The 23,529-nt window shown below is 58.8% G+C and carries 17 protein-coding genes; 6 read left to right on the top strand and 11 right to left on the bottom strand.

Annotation, left to right across the window (positions count from 1 at the left end):
• Positions 1–7 precede the first annotated feature (7 nt).
• From larC to IPM61_13365, 5 genes are all read right to left on the bottom strand, one after another.
• Positions 8–1,507: a nickel pincer cofactor biosynthesis protein LarC gene (gene larC, locus IPM61_13385; protein MBK8912310.1), complete on the bottom strand. Its 1,500-nt coding sequence runs from the start codon at positions 1,505–1,507 to the stop codon at positions 8–10.
• Positions 1,508–1,555: 48 nt separating this feature from the next.
• Positions 1,556–2,866 (bottom strand): glycosyltransferase, encoded by a 1,311-nt coding sequence (locus IPM61_13380; GenBank protein ID MBK8912309.1) that lies wholly within the window; start codon positions 2,864–2,866, stop codon positions 1,556–1,558.
• Positions 2,867–3,013: 147 nt separating this feature from the next.
• Entirely contained in the window at positions 3,014–4,852 is a 1,839-nt protein-coding gene (locus tag IPM61_13375; protein MBK8912308.1) for a homocysteine S-methyltransferase family protein, read from the bottom strand.
• Positions 4,853–5,016: 164 nt separating this feature from the next.
• Complete coding sequence (locus IPM61_13370) at positions 5,017–5,721, bottom strand: hypothetical protein (GenBank protein ID MBK8912307.1); 705 nt, start codon at positions 5,719–5,721, stop codon at positions 5,017–5,019.
• Positions 5,718–6,329, bottom strand: a complete 612-nt coding sequence (locus tag IPM61_13365) for a sigma-70 family RNA polymerase sigma factor (protein ID MBK8912306.1) — start codon at positions 6,327–6,329, stop codon at positions 5,718–5,720. The genes IPM61_13370 and IPM61_13365 overlap by 4 nt, the downstream gene beginning before the upstream one ends.
• Positions 6,330–6,465: 136 nt before the next feature.
• Between IPM61_13365 and IPM61_13360 the strand changes: the two genes are divergently transcribed.
• Positions 6,466–9,858 (top strand): choice-of-anchor D domain-containing protein, encoded by a 3,393-nt coding sequence (locus IPM61_13360; GenBank protein MBK8912305.1) that lies wholly within the window; start codon positions 6,466–6,468, stop codon positions 9,856–9,858.
• A gap of 128 nt (positions 9,859–9,986) precedes the next feature.
• Here IPM61_13360 and IPM61_13355 read toward each other — a convergent pair whose 3' ends face one another.
• Positions 9,987–10,679 (bottom strand): hypothetical protein, encoded by a 693-nt coding sequence (locus IPM61_13355; GenBank protein ID MBK8912304.1) that lies wholly within the window; start codon positions 10,677–10,679, stop codon positions 9,987–9,989.
• A 272-nt stretch (positions 10,680–10,951) separates the two neighbouring features.
• A complete protein-coding gene (locus IPM61_13350) occupies positions 10,952–11,227 on the bottom strand; it encodes a hypothetical protein (GenBank protein MBK8912303.1) in 276 nt (91 codons plus the stop codon).
• Here IPM61_13350 and IPM61_13345 point away from each other — a divergent pair.
• The 3 genes from IPM61_13345 to IPM61_13335 are packed head-to-tail and all read left to right on the top strand — an operon-like array spanning position 11,126 to position 14,730.
• Entirely contained in the window at positions 11,126–11,452 is a 327-nt protein-coding gene (locus IPM61_13345; GenBank protein MBK8912302.1) for a hypothetical protein, read from the top strand. The two genes, IPM61_13350 and IPM61_13345, sit on opposite strands and share 102 nt — an antisense overlap.
• A 15-nt stretch (positions 11,453–11,467) precedes the next feature.
• Positions 11,468–12,592 carry a bifunctional diaminohydroxyphosphoribosylaminopyrimidine deaminase/5-amino-6-(5-phosphoribosylamino)uracil reductase RibD gene (ribD, locus tag IPM61_13340; GenBank protein MBK8912301.1) on the top strand — a complete coding sequence of 375 codons (1,125 nt, stop codon included), beginning with the start codon at positions 11,468–11,470 and terminating at the stop codon, positions 12,590–12,592.
• Between the two features lie 53 nt (positions 12,593–12,645).
• Positions 12,646–14,730 carry a CHASE2 domain-containing protein gene (locus tag IPM61_13335; protein MBK8912300.1) on the top strand — a complete coding sequence of 695 codons (2,085 nt, stop codon included), beginning with the start codon at positions 12,646–12,648 and terminating at the stop codon, positions 14,728–14,730.
• On the opposite strand, the gene IPM61_13330 is transcribed toward IPM61_13335, so the two are convergent.
• The gene (locus IPM61_13330; protein ID MBK8912299.1) at positions 14,715–15,917 is read right to left on the bottom strand and encodes a restriction endonuclease; all 1,203 of its coding nucleotides are present in this window, start codon (positions 15,915–15,917) and stop codon (positions 14,715–14,717) included. The genes IPM61_13335 and IPM61_13330 overlap by 16 nt on opposite strands.
• A 58-nt stretch (positions 15,918–15,975) precedes the next feature.
• Between IPM61_13330 and IPM61_13325 the strand changes: the two genes are divergently transcribed.
• On the top strand, positions 15,976–17,895 hold the full coding sequence (locus IPM61_13325) for a VWA domain-containing protein (GenBank protein MBK8912298.1): 1,920 nt from the start codon (positions 15,976–15,978) through the stop codon (positions 17,893–17,895).
• A 14-nt stretch (positions 17,896–17,909) separates the two neighbouring features.
• Here the strand turns inward: IPM61_13325 and IPM61_13320 are convergent, their stop codons facing one another.
• Positions 17,910–18,827 (bottom strand): PIG-L family deacetylase, encoded by a 918-nt coding sequence (locus IPM61_13320; protein MBK8912297.1) that lies wholly within the window; start codon positions 18,825–18,827, stop codon positions 17,910–17,912.
• Positions 18,828–18,848: 21 nt separating this feature from the next.
• Positions 18,849–20,444, bottom strand: a complete 1,596-nt coding sequence (locus IPM61_13315; GenBank protein MBK8912296.1) for a long-chain-fatty-acid--CoA ligase — start codon at positions 20,442–20,444, stop codon at positions 18,849–18,851.
• Between the two features lie 97 nt (positions 20,445–20,541).
• Between IPM61_13315 and rlmD the strand changes: the two genes are divergently transcribed.
• Positions 20,542–21,981: a 23S rRNA (uracil(1939)-C(5))-methyltransferase RlmD gene (gene rlmD, locus IPM61_13310; protein MBK8912295.1), complete on the top strand. Its 1,440-nt coding sequence runs from the start codon at positions 20,542–20,544 to the stop codon at positions 21,979–21,981.
• A gap of 278 nt (positions 21,982–22,259) precedes the next feature.
• Here rlmD and IPM61_13305 read toward each other — a convergent pair whose 3' ends face one another.
• On the bottom strand, positions 22,260–23,471 hold the full coding sequence (locus IPM61_13305; protein MBK8912294.1) for an acetyl-CoA C-acyltransferase: 1,212 nt from the start codon (positions 23,469–23,471) through the stop codon (positions 22,260–22,262).
• Positions 23,472–23,529 lie beyond the last annotated feature (58 nt).

Genomic DNA, 23,529 nt, shown 5'->3' with positions numbered 1-23,529 from the left:
TTGGCGGCTACAGCTCGGGTGAGGTTTCCGCCAGCTTGCTGGCGGCCTGGCGCGCAACGTCGCCAAGTTTGCGAAGCACGGTCTGCAGCGGCAACCCACGCTCGCGGGCGATTCGCTTTGCTTCGTCGTACTCCGGTATCACCCGAAGCTCCCCCGCGCTGTTGATTTTCTTCATCCGAACCACGCCAAATTCCGACGGGGTTAGAATCTCCTCGCGGATCAGTTTGCGCCGGGTAAGGGTTTGGTAACGGACCCCGATGGTGGTGGTCTCGCGGTAGATCACTTTGGTAAGCTCATCCACCGCACCGTGCGGAGCCAGCACCGACAGCACCATCCCGGGCCGCCCTTTTTTCATGATGACCGGGGTCAGGTACGCCTCCATTGCCCCCGACTCCAGCAACCGCTCCAGCAAGAAGGGATAGACTTGGGGGTTCATGTCATCAATGTTCGTTTCAATCAGCGTGACGGTGTCGAACTCTTCCTCGCCGATTATCTCGCCAATCACCACCCGCAGCAGGTTTGGGCGATCCGGAAGCTCGCGAGTGCCGGCCCCGAACCCCACGCGCTCCACCTGCAAACGCTCAAGCTCAATCGTCCCGCGCGAAAGGGCTTTCAAGATTCCCGCGCCGGTTGGGGTGGTTAGCTCCATCGGGATGTTCGTCAGGGTGACGGGGTAGCCTTTCAAGATTTCCAGCGTGGCCGGGGCGGGAAGCGGCATCACCCCATGCTGCGTCCGGATCATCCCCCCCGAACCCAACGGAACCACCGAGGAATAGACCTGCTCCACCCGCAAATGCTCCAAACAGAGCGCCACCGCAACGATGTCGGCAATGGAGTCTAACGCGCCGACTTCGTGGAAATGGACCTCGCTCAGGTCCATGTTGTGGATGCGCCCTTCGGCAATGGCAATCGTCCGGAAAATTTTGCGGACGCGCTCCTTCACCCCCTCCTCCAAACTGCTCCCATCAATCAACGCAATGATCTCGGCATAACTGCCGTGATGATGGTGATGGTGGTGGTGATGGTGGTGATGAGCATCCCCCTGGGCCTTCTCGCCATCCATCACTTCAGCTACGGCATGGCTGTGCGAGTGGCCGTGATCGTGGGAATGGCCGTGTGAGTGATCGTGGCTGTGCGAGTGGCTGTGATCGTGTGAATGGCCGTGCGAGTGGTCGTGATCGTGCGAGTGACCGTGGCTGTGCGAGTGACCGTGACCGTGCGAATGGCCGTGGTCGTGTGAGTGATCGTGGTCGCCATGATGATGGTGGTGATGCTCCGCCGGTTCCGCGTCGAAGATGGCACCATCGGGCCGAAGGACATCGAACTTTGTGGCGTGGATTTGGCTGCGGCTGATTGAGCGGGTGCGCACCGTCAGCTGGCTTGGGGAAAGCCCAATCCGCGCAAGCCCCTCCTGGACCACGCCAAGCGGCACCCCAGCATCAAGCAATGCCCCAACGGCCATATCGCCGCTGATTCCTGAGAAACAATCGAAATAAGCAATCTTCATCCGTGAACTCCGAAATTGGGGGGCAAAGATAGAGATTTCGTGGAAGGTTTACGCCAGCAAACCCTTCTCCAAAAGTGTGGAAATGATTCGTTCGGTGGCGTTGGCCCGTTCCTCCACAAACTGGCGCGCAGCGGTCCCCAGCCGATTCCGCTCTTCGGGGTTATCCAGCAGCCGCAGCAACGTTTGGCGCAGCGATGCGGCATCGGCAACCACTATCAGTGCCCCGGCTTTCTCCATCGCCACGGCATCGCGCGAGCGGTGGATTCCGGGGCCGCAAATAACCGGAATTCCGTAGGCCGCCGGCTCCAACACACTGTGAACCCCCGCCCCAAACCCGCCGCCAACATAGGCGATCTCCCCCTGGCGATACAACCCCGATAACATTCCGGTGCGGTCCACAATCACCCCCCGCTCCTTCCCGGTTGCCGCCCCTTCAGGCTCACTCTTTCCAGACTCACTCTCCTCAAACTCACTCCCTCCAATCTCAATTTTTTCAAGCTCGGAAAGGAGAACGGCGTTCGGGAATTGCTTGCGGAGCGGGTCCAGATGCTGGGGGGTCGGCTCGTGCGGAACAAGGATTGGTTGAAGGCGGCTGGCTTCGGCGGCGGTGGCTTCGGCAAGAAGGCGTTCGTCATCGGGCCAGGTGCTTCCGGCAATCAGGGTAACGCTCCCCGGCAGATGCGCGGCCAGCACCGGGGTCGCCGATGGCTGCTGGGTGCGGGCAACAACGCGGTCGTAGCGGGTGTCGCCAGCAACGCGAACCGCAAGGGTTGGGGCAAGCTGCCGGAATGCCCGTTCATCCTCCGGCCCCACCACGCAGGCAAGGGTTAGCTGGCCATACAGCCAACGGAAAAAGCGCCGAACCACCGGAAACAACCGCGCCGAACCGCCATGCAGCACGCCGCACGCAAGCACCACCGGAATCTTCCGGCGATTGGCCTGGGCCAGCAGCTGGGGCCAAAGGTCATACCGGATGATGATGATAAGCTGGGGGCGAAGGTGGTCCAGAAACTCGTTGATTTCTTTGGGGCGGTCGGGGGGAAGGTGGCAGGCGGCATCAACCCCATCGTAGTTCCCCTGCTGCCACATTCCGCTTGAGGAGAAGAAGCTGGCGGTGATAACGCTGCCCGGGAACGTGGCCCGAATCGCCTCAATAATCGGCTTCGCCTGCTCGAACTCCCCCACCGAAGCCGCGTGGAAATGAACCCGATGGCTGGCCGTTTGGGGAACGTGGCGCAGCTGCGTTCTCCACTCCTTCCTCCCCCGCCACGTCAGCCGCGCTTTGCGGGAACGCACGGCCATTGCTCGCAGCAAAAAGTCAAGCAATGGGCGGACAAGATAGCGGTAGAACAAAAGCACGGTGCGCGGCGCGGTTGGAACAAGCTACCGCCGCGCCAGGCAAAGGCCCGGCGCAGCGGAACAGAAACTACGAATCAGGTTTGGGTGAATGTTGATTTCGGGCAATGGCGTATGCGGGCGTCGTGCGCCACGCGGCCACAGGAAGGATCACTCAAGCTCGGCAGCGATTTCCTCATACTTCCGATTGTCGAACGTGAGGTCCGTGGCAAGCTCAACGCCCCGCTGGTCCAAGCGATACAGCGGCATGATCTTGCTGGCGTGGACAATCGCCATGTCCAGCCCAGCCTCCACGGCGTGATGCAAGAACACGGAGTTCAGAACTTGCCGAGTGAGGGGCGACAATCCAAAGGAGCAGTTGCTAAGGCCAAGCACGGTTTTGGCTCCCGGCATTCTCCGCTTTATCTCGCGGATGGCGTTGATGGTGTCCACCCCGCTGCGCCGAAGCTCCTCCTGCCCGGTTCCCAGCGTGAAGGTGAGTGCGTCGAAAATCAGGTCCTCCTCGCGCAGGCCGTGCTGCTGGACGGCGTAATCGCGGATGCGCTGGGCAATGGCAATTTTGCGGTCGAAATCAACGGCTTGGCCTTCTTCATCAATCACAAGGGCAATCACCGCCGCGCCGAATTTCCGGGCAAGCTCCAGCACCACATCGGCTCTTGCGGTTCCGTCCTCGAAGTTGATGGAGTTGATAATGGCGCGCCCCCCATACAGCTTCAACGCTGCCTCGATCACGGGAACTTCGGTGCTGTCAATGCAAAGCGGGAGCGAGACTTGGGTGGCCATTCGCTTGACGGCTTCCACCATGTCGCGGCGTTCGTCGCGGCCAACGTAGGCCACGCAAAGGTCCAGAACGTGCGCCCCTTCGCGGACTTGTTCTTTTGCCATTGCCACCATCGCGTCGTAGTCTTCGCGGGCAAGCAGTTCACGGAATTTTTTGGAGCCGTTGGCGTTGCAACGCTCGCCAATCAGCAACGGCGCGGGATCCACCCGCATCGGGACAGCGGAATAGAGCGAGGCCACTGAGGGGGTGTATTCCCACTTCCGTTCGGCGCGTGGGGCGGTGTCAATCAGTTCGCGCAGGGCCTTGATATGGGCCGGGGTTGTTCCGCAGCAGCCGCCAATCACCGCAACGCCGAACTCCCCAACGAACTTCTTCATCCACATGGTCATCTCCTCGGGCGTAAGGTGGTAGTGCGCCTTTCCGCCAATGTTTTCGGGGATGCCGGCGTTCGGCATCACAAAAATTGGTTTGGGGGAGTTTTGGCACAGGTAACGAAGGTTCTCCTCCATTTCCTTCGGGCCGGTGGCGCAGTTCATCCCGATGACGGTGATGATTGAGTACGGTTCCAAGATTGCCAATGCGGCAGCGATCTCGGTCCCCATCAGCATCGTTCCGGTGGATTCAATCGTCACCGAGGCGATGATGGGAACCGTCCGCCCTGCCTGTTCGAAGTAGGCCATGGCTCCGTACAGAGCGCATTTGGTCTGGAGCGGATCCTGGCAGGTTTCGATGCACAGAAGGTCCGCGCCGCCATCAATCAGCCCAGCAATTTGTTCCTGGAACGCGGCCGCCATGGTGTCGAAATCAATCTGGCCAAGCGACGGGAGTTTCGTGGTGGGTCCAACCGATCCGGCAACCAGCCGGGGGCGTTCGGGGGTGGAATATTCGTCGGCGCAGGCGCGGGCAAGTTCGGCCGAGCGGCGGCTAAGTTCGTAGGCCTTCTCGGCAATGCCATACTCGGCAAGCACAATGGAAGCCGAGCCGAAGGAGTTTGTTTCGATGATGTCGGCACCGGCCTCCAAAAAGCCATAATGCACGTTGCGAACGGCTTGGGGGTTGGAAATGCAAAGGTACTCGTTGCAGCCGTCAAGATCCCGCCCGCCGAAGTCCTCGGGGGTAAGATATTGGGTTTGGAGCGAGGTTCCGGTCGCGCCGTCGAACAGCAGAACGCGCTCGTTCAGAAGTTGGAGAAATCGCTCGGTGGTCATGGTTTCCTTCCCTGTTTCTTTTCCGTTGCTGTGCCACTTCCAAAGCACGTTGCTGAATCACGTTGCCGAAGCACAGTCCCCACAAACTAACGCGCCGAACGGGACACGTCAACCCGTTCGGCGCGTAACGATGTATCGCTGAGGTGATACACCGGAGAACAATGCTATTTATTCAGGGTCGCACTCCCTTGCTTGGTGGTTGTTGCCGGTCCGACCGTCACAACCTGGTCACCACTCACCGTTTCTTCAGAATTCCCCGCTTGTTTTGCCTGGCTGGCAGGGGGCGCGGTCCGCTTTGTTGGCTTGGATGCTGCTTGCGGCTGGGCCGGCGGCGTTGGCTGTTCCAACGCTGATGGCTGCAACGTTGGCGGCTGCAACTGCGGCGGAATCGTTTCAAGGTGATGTTGAACTGGGGCGGCGTTCGGGGTTTCAGCTTGGTTGCTGTTGCCGAACTGCCCGGTCACGTACAGGGTTCCACCGGCAAGGGATAGCCCAACGGCGGTTCCAAGAATCACTTTTGTCAGCAGGGACCCGGTTGCAACCGTGCCAACCGTGGCGGCAGCCCCTGCGCCAGCCGCGCCGGAACCGGAAGCCGCGCCCGATGCCCCCGCGCCGGCACCGATCCCTGCCCCGCCAATCACCTGTGTGGAGGCAAGCAGTGCCATGATGTTGGACCGGTAGGAAGCCTGCTGCGGGACGGCAGCACGAATATCGGAAGCAAAAGCCCGGTGCAGCATCTGCTGCGCCCGAAGGTCCTGCCGTAAGTTGGTATCAAGTGCCACGTTGATGAAGAAATCGCTCTCCTCGGCAGCATTCATGCCGCCGGATAGATACTTCTCAACAAGCAACTCGCGTTCATTCTGTGTCATCGTTCATTCTCTCCAAGTATATCGCCAGAGGCGGGTCGCTCCTCCTCCTTGCTGATGTCAATCATTGCTGAAATCATGCGGCCCAACCGGACGCGCGCCCGCATTGCCCGCATTTTCACCGAACCAAGCGTCTCCCCTCGCATCGTGGCAATCTCCTCGTAAGGGTATCCCATGTAATGGTGCAGCACCAGGACCTCCCGTTGGTCAATCGGCAGCTTGGGGACGTACATCGCCACAAGCTCCTCAAGGTGCGACTGCTCGTGATGCTCGGCGGCTGGATGCTCCGATTCCAGAAGGTCATCCAGCGAAGTGTGCCGGCGGGTGCGTTGCACATATTTCAGGCAAAGGTTGCGGGCCATTGTCATGAAATACTTCCCCGGCTCGTTAATCTGGACCGGTTCGCGCCGCATTTTTATCACCCGCTCCCACAACTCCTGAACTAAATCCTCGCTTACCTGTTGGTCCCCCACGATTTTTACGCAGTACAGCCGCAGCCGGCGGTCATAGCGTTCAAACAGTTGGACGAACGCTTGGTCGTCACCATCCAGGAACTGCTGGAAGATTTCGTTTTCCGAAACATTGGCTGGTATCGCGGTTGTGCGGGTCATCACTGGGGTTGATCCGATGCTTCCAAGAAAGGTAACACGGGTAAAAAAATTTCTGCCACACAATTTTTGCCGTTACTTTATGTGGTGAAGAATGCTCTTCTATTGCAACGTGATCGGTACGCAGCATATGCCAACCATGACCATGCCAAACATCATCGGGCGGAACTTCCTTCTGCGGAGCTTGATGGCTCTGCCGATCTTTCTCCTTTTGGCCCTGATGGGGCCGGCAACCGGCGTTGCCCAGCTTACCATCTTCCCCGAACGCTTGGACTTCACCGATTGCATCGAAGCAGGGAAAGACACCATCACCAAAACCGTGCTTCTCTCCAACCGGTCACTGACCGACTCAATCCGCATTGATGGAATCTTCACCGAGAAGCAAGGGAACTTCCGCGCCTTCCAAAGCGTCCGCAGCTTTGGCCCGGGAACATCAACCGAGATTGAGGTGAAATTCACCCCACGATTCCCCGGGAAGTATGTTGATAAACTCACTATCCAATGGTCGGTTCGCGGGGTGGAGCAACGGAGGTTCGAGGTTCAGCTGGTGGGCCAAGCGCAATTTGGTCCTTGGATGGAGCCGTACCCCAGGGTGCAGGGCAGCCCCGGACCGCCCAGGGCAACGCTGGATACGGTGGCACTGGCGGACACCAGCTTCCGGCAACTGGTGCTGCGGAACACCTCCAACTGCTTTCCCTTTACGATCAACCAAATGGAGATTGAGGGGGACAACGCCAGCGAATTTTTCCTTGCCCGCGCCGGCGTAATCCCCCGCACGATTCCCCCCAATGGCTTCGACACTATCCTGATTGGCGTTGTCCCCAAAAGTATTAATGGCGACCCTCCAAGCAGGATTCTTCGGACCCATCTCACGTTCAACAAAGGGGACAAGTGGCGAAGGGGTGAGGTCCTGATTGATGTTGTGGTTGTGCGAACCAAATACGTGATCCGCCCCGAGGCCGTTGACTTCCGTGATGTTTCGGTTGGAGCAATCAGCCCCGAGCAGGAAGTTGCCATTGCGGTGCTTGGTTCCAGCGATAAAGACTTCACCAGCATCGAAATGATTGGGAACAACGCTGCAGATTTCCGGTTCGTTGCTCCCCCGCTCCCCTTTCGTTTGAACCGGGGAATGGACCAAGCCCGCGTGATTCGGGTGGAGTGCGCGCCAACCGCTACGGGGGCACGGTACGCGCTGCTTCGGCTAACAACCGCCGATGGCGACCGGATCACCATCCCGCTTCAAGCCAATGGCAAGGATGATGGTTTTGCGATCCGCCCACTTCTGGTTGATGCCGGATTGGTGACCGTTGGCGACTCGATTACCCTTGCCGACACGATCCTTATCAGCAAGCTGCAACCACCGCCGGCAAGCATTGTGCGGGTCCGGATTGATGGCCCCGATTCGGCAATGTTTGCGGTGATTGGCAATCTTCCCGCCGACTTCACACTGCTGAACCCAACCCACCGCTTCGGCGTGAAATTTGCGCCAACCCGCCCGGGCGATTGCTTTGCGCGGGCGCACTTCCTCCTTCCCAACAACAACCGCATCCGTGTGGAGCTTCGGGGGAAAGGGGCGGCGGCAAACCACTCGATTGTTTGGGTCCCAACCACCACCGATTACGGCAACGTTCGCGTGGATTCCTCGCTGACAATCCGCGTTGGGTTGGTGAACCGCGGGAACACACAGGAGAAGATCACAACAGTGGAAATGGAGGGAGCCGCACCCAGCGATTTCACCATCCTTCCGCTGAACCTTCCAGCAACGTTGCACCCCGTGGCCGACACCCTTTGGGCTGATGTCCGGTTCACTCCATCGGCTGGGGGATTGCGCACGGCAAGCATCAGGGCAACGGCAGAGTCGGGGGCAACGGCTGTGCAGCCAATTCAGGGAACCGGTGAGGTCCGTGACCTAACCGTCAGCCCCTCCATCATTGACTTTGGGGAGATCACCAACGGAAGCTCCATCACTGCCGCCAACACCATCATCCTGACCAACACCGGAAGCGCGACGATTGCCGTCACCGAAGCAACGATTGAAGGGGACACTGCCGGCGTGTTCACCCTGCAAGGCGCGACCGATGTGAAACTGACGCAAGGGAGCCAAACCACCTACAGCCTGACGTTCGCGCCGAACAGCGTTGGGAGTTTTTCCGCTGGTGTTGTGATCACCCTTTCCGAGGGGGATCCGATTCGGATTCCGATTGCCGGGCGTTCGGTTCCCCGCCCGGCGCAGCTTCAGCTTATTAACGCCCCGGCGGAGTTCGGCGCGGTGCAGATTGCCACCAACAGCCAGCCGGTTCGGATTGGAATCACGAACGTGGGGGAAGCAACGGAAACGATCAACTCCGTTGCGTTCGCCCAAAATCCCGACAACGTTTTTGCGGCCCAGCTTCCGGCGGCAGCCCAGCAACTGCGCGGAATGGCCGCCGACACACTCTGGATTTCCACAACGTTCGCCCCCGTGGCGGCCCAAGCGTATCAGGGTGAGTTGCTGGTGGATGGAGTTGCCGGAACAACCCGCATCCAGCTGCGTGGCGAAGGAACCACAAGCGGCATCGGTGCGGACCCCATCCGGCTTGAGCTTGGCACGGTGATGCAAGGGACACCGCTGGCGGCCAACAACGCGCTGGCGGTCAAGAACCGAACCACCAACGCCACGGAAGTGCTCCGCTTCCGTTGGATTGGGGGGGATAGCACGGCGTTCACAGTGGCGGGGAATTTTCCGGCAACGGTCGCACCGTCGGGAACGGAATTCTACTCCGTCACCTTCCTCCCGGAAGCAATCCGGGGCTACCAGGCCGAAGGGTTGTTCTTGCTGAAGAATGGCGGAAGCATTCCGGTGACGATCACCGGAAGCGGTGGCGTGCCCCCCGTGATCTATCTGGACAGCGCGTACCGGAAGGTGAACGAACGGTTCGATCTCCGGCTGTACACCTCCGCCTTCCCCGGCACGGCGGCCGCTTCCGGGGGATTCGCTGCGCGCATCCGATTCAATCCCACGGCATTGCTTCTGCACGAGGTCACCGGGCGGGGCATTTCATGGAAACGGCTTTCGGCAGGGGTGGTGGAAATCACCTCCACCGATCCTTCCGCACTTGCCAATGTTGAGCTTGCGCGGCTGACGATGGAGGGCTTGGTGACAGGGAAACCGGAGAATGAAATTGCGGTTGAAGAATGCACCCTGCTGGCATCGGGCGCGACGCTGACCACCATGCCCGGGAAAGTTTTTCTTGATGGATGCCAGATTGACCAAGCCGGGCTGTTCGGAAGGCCCGCGGCAATCAAAGAATTGTTCCCCTCCCCCCTTTCCAGCGAAGCAACCTTGCGTTTTACCGCGCCGAAAGGAACCCAGCCCGTGGCCGTGATCCTTGACCCCACCGGGCGCGAGGTGGGAACCTTGCCGCTGCCGGAAGGAACCGGAGAAGAAATGGAAACCACACTCACATTCAGCACCGTTGGTTCCGGTTTCTACTTCCTTGAGCTTCGGCTGGGAACGCAGCGGAGCGTGGTTCCGGTGATGATTTCCAGATAACCTGATTTCCAAATCCCCCACAAATAGCCAATGGCATCGTTGGCACAATGGAATGCGGTTGCGCAAGCCTTGTGTTCAACAATGCCATTGTTCATTTCTGCTCACTTCCGGCGGGGGCCGATAGGCGATCACTCCTCGTGCATATCGGAAATGTCATCCCGAAGCGTCTCGCCAATCTCCCGCCCGGCAACCACCGCGCCACTATTCACCACGGTGCGGATTTCCTCCTCGCTTAAACTCAGCAACTGCACCGCGTTGAAGATGCTGGCTCCGGAGCGGACGACCTGCGGACCAAGCCCTGCAACCCAAGTTTCCGAAAGGGGGATGGTGTGCGATTCGGAGTCCTCCCAAACGATGATTCCGGTTCGCCGCTCAATCACCCGCGACTTCCCGCGGACGTAGATCGCCACGCCGTACGACCCCGAAACGATGTTGAACTGGGTCAGCTCCGTCTCCACAATCACCTCTGGATTATCGGCGATGCTGGCAACCGGTTGCAGCCGTAAATAATCCACCGTTGCTTCGCTGATACCGCGCCCAACGGCCTGGGCGATGCTGTCGCCATTCACCGCTTTTTGCAGCTTCTTCCTCCCCTGGTCGCTGGCGATTCCGGAGCCGATGGCGGTCAGGATATCTACCACGGTGTTGTTTTTGGTGGGGCTTTCAACGTAGGCGTAACTTCCGGCCGATGCGGTTGTGTAGGTTCGGTAGATGGCCGTCTTCCCGTTGATGTTGTGTTTGGTCAGCTTGTTGGTGTGGCCGCAACCGGCAATGGCCGCCGCACCAATGATTGACAGCGCAAGGAATGCTTGAATCCTCATGGTTGTTCTCCTGTTTTCTGGTTGGATACTCTCTCCGCAAAGAAGCAACGGGTGCAGCGGTTGCGCGGTTGCGATAAGTACGTGATAGATAATAGTTTGGAACGCCACAGAACAGTTAAGCCGTTGCGGCGGTTTAACAAGGAGATTCCCTATCACACCCGGGATAGACTCCACTTCCTCCTATATCTCTCCTTACATCCCTCCCCTTTCTCCGTTCCTTTGTTCCACCGTATTTTTCCGGCGATGAACACCGTAGCCAGCATACTCACTATCTATCGGGCAGCTTCCTGCGCTGCGGCAGTAGCGCTCGCGCTGATCTGCGGCGCGGGATGCAGCAAGCCGCAGCAAACCACAACTCCGCCCGACACCACGCTGCAAGCCAACCGCACCACATCTTCTCCCCTTGCCATCACCCTTGACGTGCGCACCCGCACGGTTGGGCTGGAATTTTTGGTGCGGGTGGAGCGGACCGCAACGCGCCCGAAGGGGAGTATCTCCCCAGCGGTGAAAAAGTCCGGATTGAGATTGAGAACGAGGTTGGCGAGCAATTCTGGTCATCGTCGGCGGGAAAGATGTTCACGCAGGCGATTGGCGCAGTTGAGCCGCTCCAGATTGGAGAGGTTGCCGATTACCGCGAGTACTGGGATGGCCAGAACACCCTTACCGGCGGAAGGCTTCCGCAAGGGCGATACCGCGCCATTGTCACCATTCCTGCAAAACCAAAACCATACATCCTCCGCGAAGAATTTATCTGGAGCGGACGGCAAGATTGACCAACAACAACCGTGATGCAACACACCATGATTGACATAGAAGAACGCGACGACACCATGATGCGGCGGGCATTGACCATCGCCACCCGGGGGCAAGGCCTTGTTAGCCCAAACCCAATGGTGGGCGCGGTGATTGCCGACGCAAACGGAAGAATCGTTGCCGAAGGCGCGCACGAACAGTACGGCGGCCCGCACGCCGAGGTAGTGGTTCTGCGCAACGTCCCGGAAGGGACCGACCTTAGCAGCGCCACCCTGTACGTAACGCTGGAACCATGCAACCACCACGGCAAAACCCCACCTTGCACCGAAGCGATTATCGCCTCGGGAATCCGCAGGGTTGTGGTGGCCATGCGCGACCCGAACCCGATTGTCAGCGGGCAAGGGAACAAGCGACTGCGCGAAGCAGGGATTGAGGTTGTGGTGGGCGTTCACGAGGCCGACGCAAAGCGGCTGAACGAAGCCTACATCCATTTCATAAAAACGGGAAGCCCGTTCATCACCCTGAAAGTTGCGCAGACGTTGGATGGATTTATCGCGCTCCCCAACGGCGAATCGCAGTGGATCACCGGGCTGCTGGCACGCGAACACACCCACCGGCTTCGCGCCATGAACGATGCGGTGATGATTGGCGCAGGAACCGCACTGCACGACAACCCCTCGCTGACCGTTCGCTTCGACATCGCCGGGCGCAACCCCAAACGCGTGGTGTTGGATGAGAACCTTCACCTTCCCGACACCTTGCAGATGTTCACCGACGAGTTCCGCACGAACACCATCGTCTTCACCGACCTTGACCATCTGGAAACCGACAAAGCACGGCTGCTGCAAGCCACCGGCGTGACGGTGTATGGGGCGAACCGAACCACAAAGGGATTGCATCTGAACGAGGTCTTTGCCACGCTTGGCGACCACGGAATCGCCTCGGTGATGGTGGAAGGGGGCGCACAGCTTGCCGAATCCTTGATGCGAGAAGGGTTGGTCCATAAGCTGAACTTGTTTATCGCGCCAAAAATGTTTGGGCATGGGATCAGCCCGTTCCGTGGGCTTGCGGTGGAGCACGTGGACCAAGCCTATCACTTCACCATCTACAAAACGGAGATGATTGGCGAGGATATGATGCTGACGGCATATCTGAAGTAAAGAGCCTTGCGGGAATCACTGCACACATCAATCACAAGCAACCTCCATTAACCGTGTCACTGCGCCAAACATTTCGGATGGATGCTCGCCGCTGGGGGCTGATTCTGGCGGCGGCGGTGGGGGTTGCCATCTTCTCCCAATACTCCCAGGACCTGCCACAATTCGACGTGGTCGAGGTGGCGATGAACGACCAGAATTTCACCGATCTGGTGCTGCAAACCCGTGGCGAGCTTCCGATTGACACCAACATCCGGGTCCTGACCTACGACCGCACGCTGTTCGACAGCACCGACCGTGTGGACCGCGCACTTCTTGCAACCCGGCTTGCCGCAGTGCTGGATTTAAAGCCCGCAATCGTTGCCGTTGATTTTTTGCTGGAAGATGAACGCCCCGAATCCCCCGACGGCGACGCAATGTTGGCCGCATTGATCGAGGCGCACCCCAACCTGATGTTCGGCATCTTCTACGAGGACAGCCTGAAGCGATTCCGAATCCCCCCTCCCCTTTTCAAGCTGAACGGAGCGCAGCTTGGCTGCATCAACCTTCAGCCCGACGACGACAAAACAATCCGCACCTACACCGTGCTGTGGGGCCAGGCAGATTCCGTCAAGTTTGAATCGTTCGACGTAAAAATTGCCCGCGCCATTGATAGCAACGCGGCTGCGGTGGCCACCTCCTTCTCCCAAAAAACGTTTGTGATTGATTACGCCGGCGGCATCGGCGAGGAATCCGAAGGGGACAACGGTGGCGGGAAGCAGATATTCCCGACGATTCCGTTGGAGGCGGTGTTTGCCGCGGCAATGCAGGGGGAGAGCAGCGCGGTGGAAGCATTCCGGCAGCAGCTGGCCGGGAAGGCTGTGCTGGTGGGCTATGCCGACATCCGCAATTCCCAAATCACCTCCATCGTGGATCGTTTTTTTACGCCGCTGAAAAACGGAAAGAACGCGCTTCCCGATATGCACGGCGTGGGGATCCATGCCAACATCGTCAACACCATGTTGCAGGGGCGGGTTGTTGAGGTGGTTGCCCCCTACGTGAACATCATGGTGGGGATTGCAATCGCCACGGTCTTCCTGCTGCTGCGATCCCGCGTAAGCAACGTGCGCCGCCCAACGCTACGGACCATCAGCCAATACTCACTCTTCTTCCTCTTCCTGTTTTTGGCAGTCCTGCTTCCGGTGCTGGCGTTCCGCTACACCACGTACAAGTTCTCCATCTACACCCCATTCACGGCGGTGCTGCTGGCGATACCAACATTCGAGCTGCTGCAAAAAGGGATCGAGTTGTCCCGCGACATCAGCCGGCGCCGCCGCGCAAAAAAAATCCGGCTGGGATGGCTGCGCGAGCAGTTGTTCGACATCCTGCAGGCCGGCCCGGTGGAGCAACAGTACATGCAGGCGTTGCATTTCCTTCGGCTGCAATTTCATCTTGCCTGCGCCGCGCTGTTCCACGAAGCGGTTGAGCAAGGGACCATCACCTTCCCAAGCCTGACGATTGCTTCCCCCACACCGCAACGGATGTTCGCCGGAATTCGCGGGCAGCAGGCCCAGTTGCAATCGGCCGGGGCCGATGCCCGGCATGGCGCGGCGATTATTGAGATGATGGCGCATTATCCCCGCATCGTCCAGGAGCTTCGGCTTTCGCGATCGTTCTACATTGCCTTGAACGAGGTCCGCCGGCAAACCGCCGCCGGTGCTGCCACCGCCGCCGATCCAAGCGATGGATCGGTTGCCAACGCCCCCCCAACCGGAGAAGAAACCTCAGCCGCCGACTACATTGACCTTGCCTTGACGGCACTGACCGGAGAAGGAGGAAGCCGCAAAAATTTTGAGACACTCTATGCCGAGATCGAGCAGTTTGCGGCCAAAGCCGAGGTGACGTTGATGGAGGAAGCTCGCGATTATCAATCGCTGCTGGAGCATGGGCCGATTTTCTATCCCTACACCATCAGCTGCCGCTGCCGTTTGCATGGGACCGATGAACTGTTCATCTACTTCAACGAGCAGGAGGACACCAACGAGCGCGATGATTATTTCGACCTGGTGTATGGTGGGCGCACCATCCGCTGCCAACCGGCGCAACACCCCGGGCTGACGGAGGTTCGGAACTACCGCCTGCGGATTCAATCGGATGGGTGAGTTGAAACGCCCCGCAGCAACTCAACCAGCATCTCCCTTCCCCCCTGCTCAACGTCCCCTTCGATGGTGAAGGCCACGGTTCGGATAGCAACTGGGCTTCGGCCATATCGCCCGTTGAACGGGTGGCGCAGTTTGGTTGGATAGATCAGCACAGCATTGGCGCAGCCCCGCGCAACGGAGTAGGCCACAATCTGCTGAAGGTCCTCGGGGGAAGGGCGGTCGCCAATTTTATACTTGGTGTCAACCACCAGCACGGGCGTGTCGCTTCCGGCTTGGTAGATCACCATATCCAGGGTGATGGGGAATGCCCCGGCAACGTCCGCCGCAACGCGCTCCTGCGTCACCAGCCGGAACCCTTCCGGAAGATGGCAGCGCAGCCACTCGGCCACAAACAGCTCAAACAGCCGGCCCATATTCACCAGAAATGGAAGCATGGCGCGGTCGCCAAACTCATGGGTTGGGCCGGAGTGCTCCAAGAAAAAACGGCAAAGCGCGTGCAGGATTCGGTAATCGCTGTTCAGCCGGGAGTAGTGGCGGTTGGTGCAGTCGGTTGGGTGAAAGAATGCCCGGGTGATCCCCCCCGCAAACAGGCGCAACGCCGTGCGGACGCTGCTTGCCACACGCTCGGCCAAGCGATGCCGCGCCAATGTTTGCAACGTGAAGGCGATAATCTGGTTATCCTCGCAGTTGGCGGTCCGCTCCTGGAACCGCGAGCTTGGCGGGTGGCGGTGCGGCCCACGCCAGTTTTCCGGAAGGTCAACCCTGCCACGGACGTAGGGCGATTGCTCGGTGCGTTCAACATATTGCTGGTGCAGCCCAATCCGCGCCCGGTCCAGCACACGCTTGGCAAAAATGGTGGCAAGCTGCTGGAACATCTCCTCCACCGTGCGGAGCGAAGCCACCCCCTCCAGCACCGTAAAACTTTTCAGCCGGTAGGCATATTCAAGCATTGCGAAGATGTTGGCAACGGGCAACTTCGGCTGCAACATCACGCACAGTTCGGCATCAACCACAATGCTCCCCACCCACCCCTGTGGCCGCAGCACCCACCGGTTGTTGGTGGTCAGCGAGGGAGCCATGACCGTTAGATAGGTTCCGTAGTTTTCCCACAGAACGGCCCCCTGCCGGCTGCTAATCTGCTGGCAGGTGAATTGGCTTTCTTGATACTCGTGGACGGTAAGGTTCATTTCGGTGCGTGCTAACTAAAAACATTTTTCAGCAACCAACAACTAACCGCGGCCAACATTGCTCCACTCCTTGTATTCCCTTCCATTCAGCGCGTTTCTTGGGTACGGAATGGCGCGGCGGGCATTGCTGTGCACGCTGGTGGATCCAACGCTCTGCGGGGTGGTGATCTCTGGGCCGGTGGGCGTTGGCAAATCGCAACTCCTTTCCAGTTTCAGCCAGTTTGTTCTGGCCCAGATTGATCCCCAAATGCCCGTTGCCCGCCTGCCGTTGGGCATCACCCACGACCGCCTGATTGGCGGGATTGACTTTGATGCAACAATCGCCCACGGCACGCCCGTGCTGCAACCCGGGATACTTCCGGCGGCCAATGGCGGCATACTCATCGTTGATAATCTTCCGCTTCTGGACCCCGCAACCGCCGCCACGATTGGCCAAGCGTTGGATTCCGGAATGGTGAATTGCCAGCGCGAAGGATTTGGCCAGTTCTTCCCCGCACGCTTCTCCCTGCTGGCAACCGCGGTCCCTTCCGAACGCCCAATCCAACAAGCCCTTGCCGACAAAATCCCCTTTCTTATCGCTCAAGAGCGGAGGCTTCCAGCCGAGCACGTAGGGCGATTGCTGCGGCTGCGCCAGGAGTTCGCGGCATCGCCACAGCAGACCACCCAGCGATATTCCGGGCATGAGCAACGCATTGCCGAGCAGGTGCTGAACGCCCGCCTTAGCTGGCCCCGGGTTCGAGTCGGCGATCTTGCAATCGAGCAATTGATAGAAGCGGCGGCGGCGTTGCAGGTGGCCGGCCAGCGGGGGCTGATCTTTGCGGCAAAAGCTGCGCGGGCGCACGCGGCACTTCGCCAATCCATGGTGGTTGAGGAAGCCGATGTGAGCTTTGCAATCGCCACGGTGCTTGCTCCGCGCACCCAAAACATCCCGGACCCAACCCAGCCCGGCCCCCAGCAACCGGAAGCGGAGGAGCCACCAATCCAGCAAAGCGGAACCGCGCCAACCAGCGAAGCTGCGGCCAGCGAAACCGAGGCCGAAGGGGAAGGCGAGCAAGCCGAAGGGAGGCAAGATGAGCAACCAACCGAGGAGGCAAGCACGATCGGCGAATCGCAAACCGGGGCCGAGCAGCTGTTCGACCCGATTGATTTCACCGCGCCGATACCGCCACTGCTGGCGTTTTTCCAGCAGGCCCTGGGGCTGGAATCGGGGAAGCGGGGGACGCGCAAACAGGTGCTGCGTGGGCGGCACGTCCGCACAACCGAGGGGGAGCTTGCCGGAAGGCGGATTGACCTTCTATCAACCCTTCGCGCAGCGGCCCCGCACCAGCAATCCAGAAGGAGCGGGGATGGAGATTGGATACGAATCCGAAAGGGCGACCTGCGAATCAAGGAGTTCTCCGAGCGTGCCGGAACGCTGTTCATTTTCTGCGTTGACAGCAGCGGATCCATGGCAACCAACCGAATCCGCGAGGCAAAAGGGGTGGCAGGAAGAATTTTGCAAACCGCCTACATCAGCCGCGACCGCGTGGCGATGATTGGATTCCGGGGAAGCCAGGCCGAGCTTCTGCTCCCCCCAACAAGCTCCGTCGAGCGGGCAAAGCGTTCGCTGGACCGGATGCCAACCGGCGGCGGAACTCCGTTGGGTTCATCGCTGGTGATGGCCCTTTCGATTGCCGAGCGGGAGCGGATTCGGGGGAACGAGCAAGCATTGGTGGTGATCCTAACCGACGGGCGCGCCAACGTCCCGCTGGAGCCAGGATCCGCAGCAATGATCCGCGAAGTGCGCCGCAAAACGGTGCAGGAGGAGATGCAAAAAATTGGGGAAGCGTATCGCCGCGCGGGGGTGCGTTCGGTGGTGATTGACACCCGCGAACGATTCAGCCAGAACTCCGACGCGGTTCGATTGGCCGAGCAGCTTGGCGGGGAATACTTTTTTCTTCCGGCATTGCCCCCGCCAGCTCAACTTCCGCCACGTTGAAATGCGCAGTTTGGTTACTTGTATTCTTTTTTCGGGAAAGGGATTGGCTTCAATCGCTCAAACATCTGCTTTGTTTCCTCCATTTTTGCTGGATCGTTGATGTCGAAAAACCAGAATTGCTCAATGTCTCCCCTGCTCATTCCGGTTTGCATGGTTCCTTGTGATTTATGTTCGGCAATCAGCCAATTCACAACGATTTTATAATCCAGCGCGTTTTTAAATCCGAACTTCACGGTTCTATCAAAAAAGAAACTTGGCTTGCCACTGCTGATTTTTGTTTCGGGGTATTTTGCCAGCATGGAAAATCGGGTTGCAGCGGTGTCCCCTTTTGTCGAGTCGGAAACGCCAAGCACCACCGGGCGTTGTTCCGCTGGCAATTCTTGGACTGTCTGCAATGCCAAAATTGTTGCTGATTTATGGTGGCCATGTGTTCCATCGGTTGGAAGCAAGCAAAAAATATAATCGTACCGTTCGCGAAGAATGATTTCCGTTAATCGCTGTTTTACTTGCGCAAGGTTCCACACTCCAGTATTCATTACCTCCGACGGGTCGGTTGAATAGCGGGTGTCCTTCTGCTCCATAAAATAATAATTACGGATGCCGACCCACTTGCCGCCGTTCATCAGTTCGCGTTTCCGAATTGTCGGCAAAAATTCCCGACCAACGGCCTCCTCCGTCAACTCCATCCCATAAATTGATTCGGCAAGGGTTGAGTATTTGTAGCCTGCTTCGCCGTTGGTTATCACGGCAAGGTCCACAACTCCTTTCAGGTCGTGAGTGATTTTATACACGGTGGCGGCGCATCCAGATTCATCGTCGGGATGGGCGTTCACAAGCAGCACTTTTACGGCGGTGTCGGTCTGTGCCGGAATCCCGATGGGAAAAAGGAGTGCAAGCAGCAGAAATAGCAAGGCGAGTTTATACCGGTTCATTTGTTGTTTGATTGTTGGTGATTAGGAATGGTTGGTTGGTGCTTGCTGGCTGGCAGCAAGCGATTCTCGGATCATTTTTTTAGAGATTTTCCCCGTCCCGGTGCGGGGCAATGTTTCCAGAAAAAATATCTGGCGAGGAATTTTGAATCCCGACAGATATTCTCGGCAAAAAGAAATCACCTGCTCGCTGGAAATTTCTTGCAATTCGCGCAGGACGATTGCCGCAGCCACCGTTTCCCCAAAAACGTCGTCGGGAATGCCAAATGCTGCGGCTTCCAAAATTGCTGGATGCTGGTATAAAACGTTCTCCACTTCGGTGGAATAAACATTTTCCCCGCCGGTGATAATCATATCTTTTTTCCTGTCCACGATTGTCACGTACCCTTCTTCATCAATTACGGCAAGGTCGCCGGTTTTTAACCATCCATCCTGGAATGCGGCCTCGGTTTCCGCCGGGCGGTTCCAATATCCTGGGGTAATTGTTCCGCCGCGCACAAGAATTTCGCCAACCTCTTGCTCGTTATTTTTCACCTCGGTTCCATCATCGCGCACAACTTTTAATTCAACGGTGATAAATGCCCGTCCCGTTTTTGATTTATACCGAAGCTGTTCTTCCTGCGGCAATGTTGTTAGATGATTTTTCAGCAGGCTGAGCGTTAAATATGGGCTGGTTTCCGTCATGCCGTAGGTTTGGACGTAATCGCAGCCAAAAGTGGAGATGATTTGGCGGACGACTTCCGGTGCTATCGGCGCGCCACCGCTCAGGATATACCGAAGCGAGGCGTAGGACCGCCGCCCCACGTCTGGATGTTTCACCATCAAATTGAGCATGGTGGGGATAAGGTTGGTGATGGTGATGCGGTGTTCCTCGATTGCGGCCAACGCCCCCTCCGCCTGGAATTTCGGGACGATGACGTGGCATCCACCAACCATGGTTATCGCAAACGTTGCCCAGGCATCGGCAAGGTGGAACATCGGCGCGATATGGCCCCAGCGGTCCGACTGGCACAGGCCAAGCTCGGCCACCGCGCCAATGGCGTGCAGATAGACGTTCCCGTGGGTAAGCATCACCCCTTTTGGGCGGCCGGTGGTTCCGCTGGTGTAATACAGTTGGGCAACGGTGGTGTGGGGAATGCTGCTGGGGAATTCCACCACGCCGCACGGCTCCATTGCTTGCTGGTAGCTTGCCTCGCTTCTGCAAGAATTGTCCGCCGCTGCTGGCGGCAATCCACCAATCCAAAGAAGGTGGGAAACCGTGTTTGCCCCGTGCAGCGCGGCGGCAACGGCGGGGGCGAACTCCACATTGGCAATCAGCAGCTGCGCTTCGCAATCGGCAAGAATTGCCGCAAGTTCTGGCGGGCTTAGCCGGAAATTGAGCGGACAAAGGATTACCCCCAACGCCGCCGCCGCGAAGTAACTTTCCAGATATTCAATGGAGTTCACATCAAGCACGGCCACGCGCCCGCCCGGGGCAACCCCGCAGGAAGAAAGGTGGAAGGCAAGCTGCCGCACACGCGATTCAAGCTCACGATAGGTGAAGCTGCGCTGCCCGTCAACGGCAGCGATGGAGTTGGGGAAAAGCACCGCAGCGCGGCGGAGCATCTGGTAAAGATTCATGGCCAAGAAATTACCACGAGATGGGGAACTTTTACGACATTGCACGCCGCTATGCCATGCAACATGGCGTAGTTTGAACAGAACAGTTTGCCAAACAATGACCAACCAAGAATCGGAAATTTCAGAAGAACCGTTGCGGCCCCGGCTTCGCAAGGGGAATCAATACACACTGGTGGCCGAAACGGCAGCCTTTGAAGGGGGGTGCGTTGCACGCCACGACGGAATGGCGGTGTTCCTGTCCGGCTGCGTCCCTGGCGATACGGTGCTGGCGCAGATCACCCGCACAAAACAACGCTACGCCGAAGGGCGCACCGTGCAAGTGATTACGCCCAGCCCCCACCGGATTTCCCCACCGTGCGAATACTTCGGGACGTGTGGCGGGTGCAAATGGCAGAACCTTGAGTATGCCGAGCAACTTCGCTGGAAACGCCAGCACGTTCTGGACGCATTCCAACGGATTGGAGGGTTGCAGGAAGTGGAGATTCGCCCAACCATCGGCTGCGACGAACCCTTCTTCTACCGGAACAAAATGGAGTTCTCCTTTGCCGACCAGCGTTGGCTAACCGATGCGGAAATCGCCAGCGGGAAGGAGTTTGTGCGGGATTTCGCGCTGGGCCTGCACGTCCCCGGGCGGTACGACAAGGTGCTGGATATTGGCGGATGCTTCCTGCAGTCGGAGCTTAGCAACGGGGTGCTGAACGCCACGCGCTCCTTTGCGTTGGAGCATGGTTTGGCCCCGTACAACTTCCGCACGCACACCGGGCTGCTTCGCAATCTGGTGATCCGAACGTCGCGGGGGACGGGCGAGGCAATGGTGATTTTGGTGACAAGCGAGGAGGCGGACCAAGCGATGGAGCAATACGCACGATTCCTTCGGGTCCATTTTCCTGGGGTGACGACCATCGTGCAAGGGATCAACCGGAAGAAGGCGCAGATTGCCTTCAGCGAAGAGGTGCGGGTTCTTCATGGAAGCGGCACAATCACCGAGATGGTGGCGGGGAACCGTTTCAGCATCTCCCCCTTCTCCTTCTTCCAAACCAACAGCATCCAGGCGAACCGCTTGTACGAGGAAGCCTTGAACGCCGCACGGCTAACCGAAGATGATTCCGTTTGGGACTTGTATTGCGGCGCGGGGACCATCACACTTGCGGCGGCGCGGCGCAGCGGAAGCGCGATCGGGATTGAGCTGAACGAAGGCGCGGTTGCCGACGCACGCGCAAACGCCGTGCTGAACGGCGTGGCGAATGCAGAGTTTATCGCCGGGGATTTGAAAGATGTGGTGGGGCGCGTCGGCGGCGTTCCCGATGTTGTGATCACCGACCCACCGCGGGCGGGAATGCACGAGGATGTTGTCCGGCGGCTGATGGAGCTTGCCCCCTCCAGAATCAGCTACGTTAGCTGCAACCCCACCACCCAAGCACGCGACTGCGCGATGCTGGCCGAGCGATACTCCGTTGATTTTGTGCAGCCCGTGGATATGTTCCCGCAGACCTACCACATCGAAACGGTGGCAAGGCTGACGCTGCGGGGGGAGTAAATAGCGGTGCAACGTTGACACCGGTGGTAGCGACCCCGATCTGTCGAAACGGTAGCGGCCCCGATCTTTATCGGGGCCCAGTCAGATGACGCCGAAGGCTAAGACACCGAAGGCTAAAGACCTTCGGCTACCTGTGCGGCAGCAGTTTCGGAACGGTAGCGGCCACGATCTTTATCGGGGCCCAGTCAGATGACACCGAAGGCTAAAGACCTTTTATCAACCCCGACGGAGGTCGGGGCGGCTACCTGTGTAGTCGCAACCCTGATGTTTCGGGGCTTTCACCCCTGCACTTTCTCAAAAATCGCGCTAATCCCCTGGCCTACTCCAATGCACATGGTGGCAAGGCCGTAGCGGCTGTTGGGGCGGCGCGCCATTTCGCTTCCAAGCGTGGCAATCAGCCGCACGCCCGACATCCCCAGCGGGTGGCCCAGGGCAATCGCCCCGCCATTCACGTTCACCTTGCTGAGGTCCAACCCCAGTTCCCGAATCACCGCGATGGACTGCGAGGCAAAGGCTTCGTTCAGCTCGATAAGATCAATCTGGTCAAGCGTTAGCCCGGCGGTGGCAAGAGCCTTGTGGGTTGCCGGAACCGGCCCGATTCCCATGAACCGAGGATCAACCCCCGCCACCCCACCCGAAACATATTTCAGGATTGGCTTCAGGCCGTATTCTTCCACGGCGCGTTGGCTGGCCACAATCAGCGCGCCCGCACCGTCGTTCAGGCTGCTAGAGTTCCCCGGGGTAACGCTTCCCCCTTTGCGGAAGGCTGGTTTCAGCGTGGCAAGTTTTTCCACCGAGGTATCTTTTCGCGGCGTTTCGTCGCGGCGGACAACAATGGGGTCACCTTTTTTCTGCGGGATTTCCACGGGGATCACCGTGTCGTCGTAACGCCCGGCTTCCCAGGCATCCACCGCTGCGTGGTGCGAACGGAGCGCGAACTCATCCTGCTCCTGGCGGCTGATGGCCCATTTCTCGGCAACGTTTTCGGCGGTCTCCCCCATCTGCTCCAGCGGGAACATCGCCTCCATTTTTGCATTCGGGAAACGCCACCCCAGGGCGGTATCGTAGGCGGTAAGATTGCCGAACATTGCCCCGCCGGAAACGTTTTTCGGCAGGACATACGGCGCGCGCGACATCACCTCCACCCCGCCAGCAATCACCAGATCAGCTTCGCCGGAACGGACCGCACGGGCGGCAGCAATCACCGCATCCAATGCCGAGCCGCACAAGCGGTTGATGGTGGTTGCCGGAACGCTTTGCGGAAGCCCGGCCAGCAGCACCGCCATGCGTGCCACGTTGCGGTTGTCCTCGCCGGCTTGGTTTGCGCAGCCCAGAATCACATCGTTGATGGCTTCGGGGGGAACCCCGGCGCGTTCAACAACGGTGCGAACCACAAGGGCGGCAAGGTCATCGGCACGGACGGCGGAGAGCGCGCCGCCATATTTTCCTACTGGAGTTCGGAGCGGGGAAACGATGTATGCTTCGGACATGGTCACGGTTGGTTTTCTGTGGTTAAAGTTGATGGAACGGCGCAAGCGAACCGACTTC

The sequence above is a fragment of the Chlorobiota bacterium genome (assembly GCA_016710285.1).
GTDB lineage: Bacteria > Bacteroidota > Ignavibacteria > OLB7 > OLB7 > OLB7.
The sequence above is the reverse complement of the archived record's forward strand: the minus strand, read 5'-3'. Positions and strand labels throughout refer to the sequence as shown.

Bases quoted from the DNA above. Each gene is read 5' to 3' on its own strand.
- larC (MBK8912310.1), bottom strand. From the start codon at position 1,507: ATGAAGATTGCTTATTTCGATTGTTTCTCAGGAATCAGCGGCGATATG.
- IPM61_13375 (MBK8912308.1), bottom strand. From the start codon at position 4,852: ATGACCACCGAGCGATTTCTCCAACTTCTGAACGAGCGCGTTCTGCTG.
- IPM61_13370 (MBK8912307.1), bottom strand. From the start codon at position 5,721: ATGACACAGAATGAACGCGAGTTGCTTGTTGAGAAGTATCTATCCGGC.
- IPM61_13365 (MBK8912306.1), bottom strand. From the start codon at position 6,329: ATGACCCGCACAACCGCGATACCAGCCAATGTTTCGGAAAACGAAATC.
- IPM61_13360 (MBK8912305.1), top strand. From the start codon at position 6,466: ATGACCATGCCAAACATCATCGGGCGGAACTTCCTTCTGCGGAGCTTG.
- IPM61_13355 (MBK8912304.1), bottom strand. From the start codon at position 10,679: ATGAGGATTCAAGCATTCCTTGCGCTGTCAATCATTGGTGCGGCGGCC.
- ribD (MBK8912301.1), top strand. From the start codon at position 11,468: ATGCAACACACCATGATTGACATAGAAGAACGCGACGACACCATGATG.
- IPM61_13330 (MBK8912299.1), bottom strand. From the start codon at position 15,917: ATGAACCTTACCGTCCACGAGTATCAAGAAAGCCAATTCACCTGCCAG.
- IPM61_13320 (MBK8912297.1), bottom strand. From the start codon at position 18,827: ATGAACCGGTATAAACTCGCCTTGCTATTTCTGCTGCTTGCACTCCTT.
- IPM61_13315 (MBK8912296.1), bottom strand. From the start codon at position 20,444: ATGAATCTTTACCAGATGCTCCGCCGCGCTGCGGTGCTTTTCCCCAAC.
- rlmD (MBK8912295.1), top strand. From the start codon at position 20,542: ATGACCAACCAAGAATCGGAAATTTCAGAAGAACCGTTGCGGCCCCGG.
- IPM61_13305 (MBK8912294.1), bottom strand. From the start codon at position 23,471: ATGTCCGAAGCATACATCGTTTCCCCGCTCCGAACTCCAGTAGGAAAA.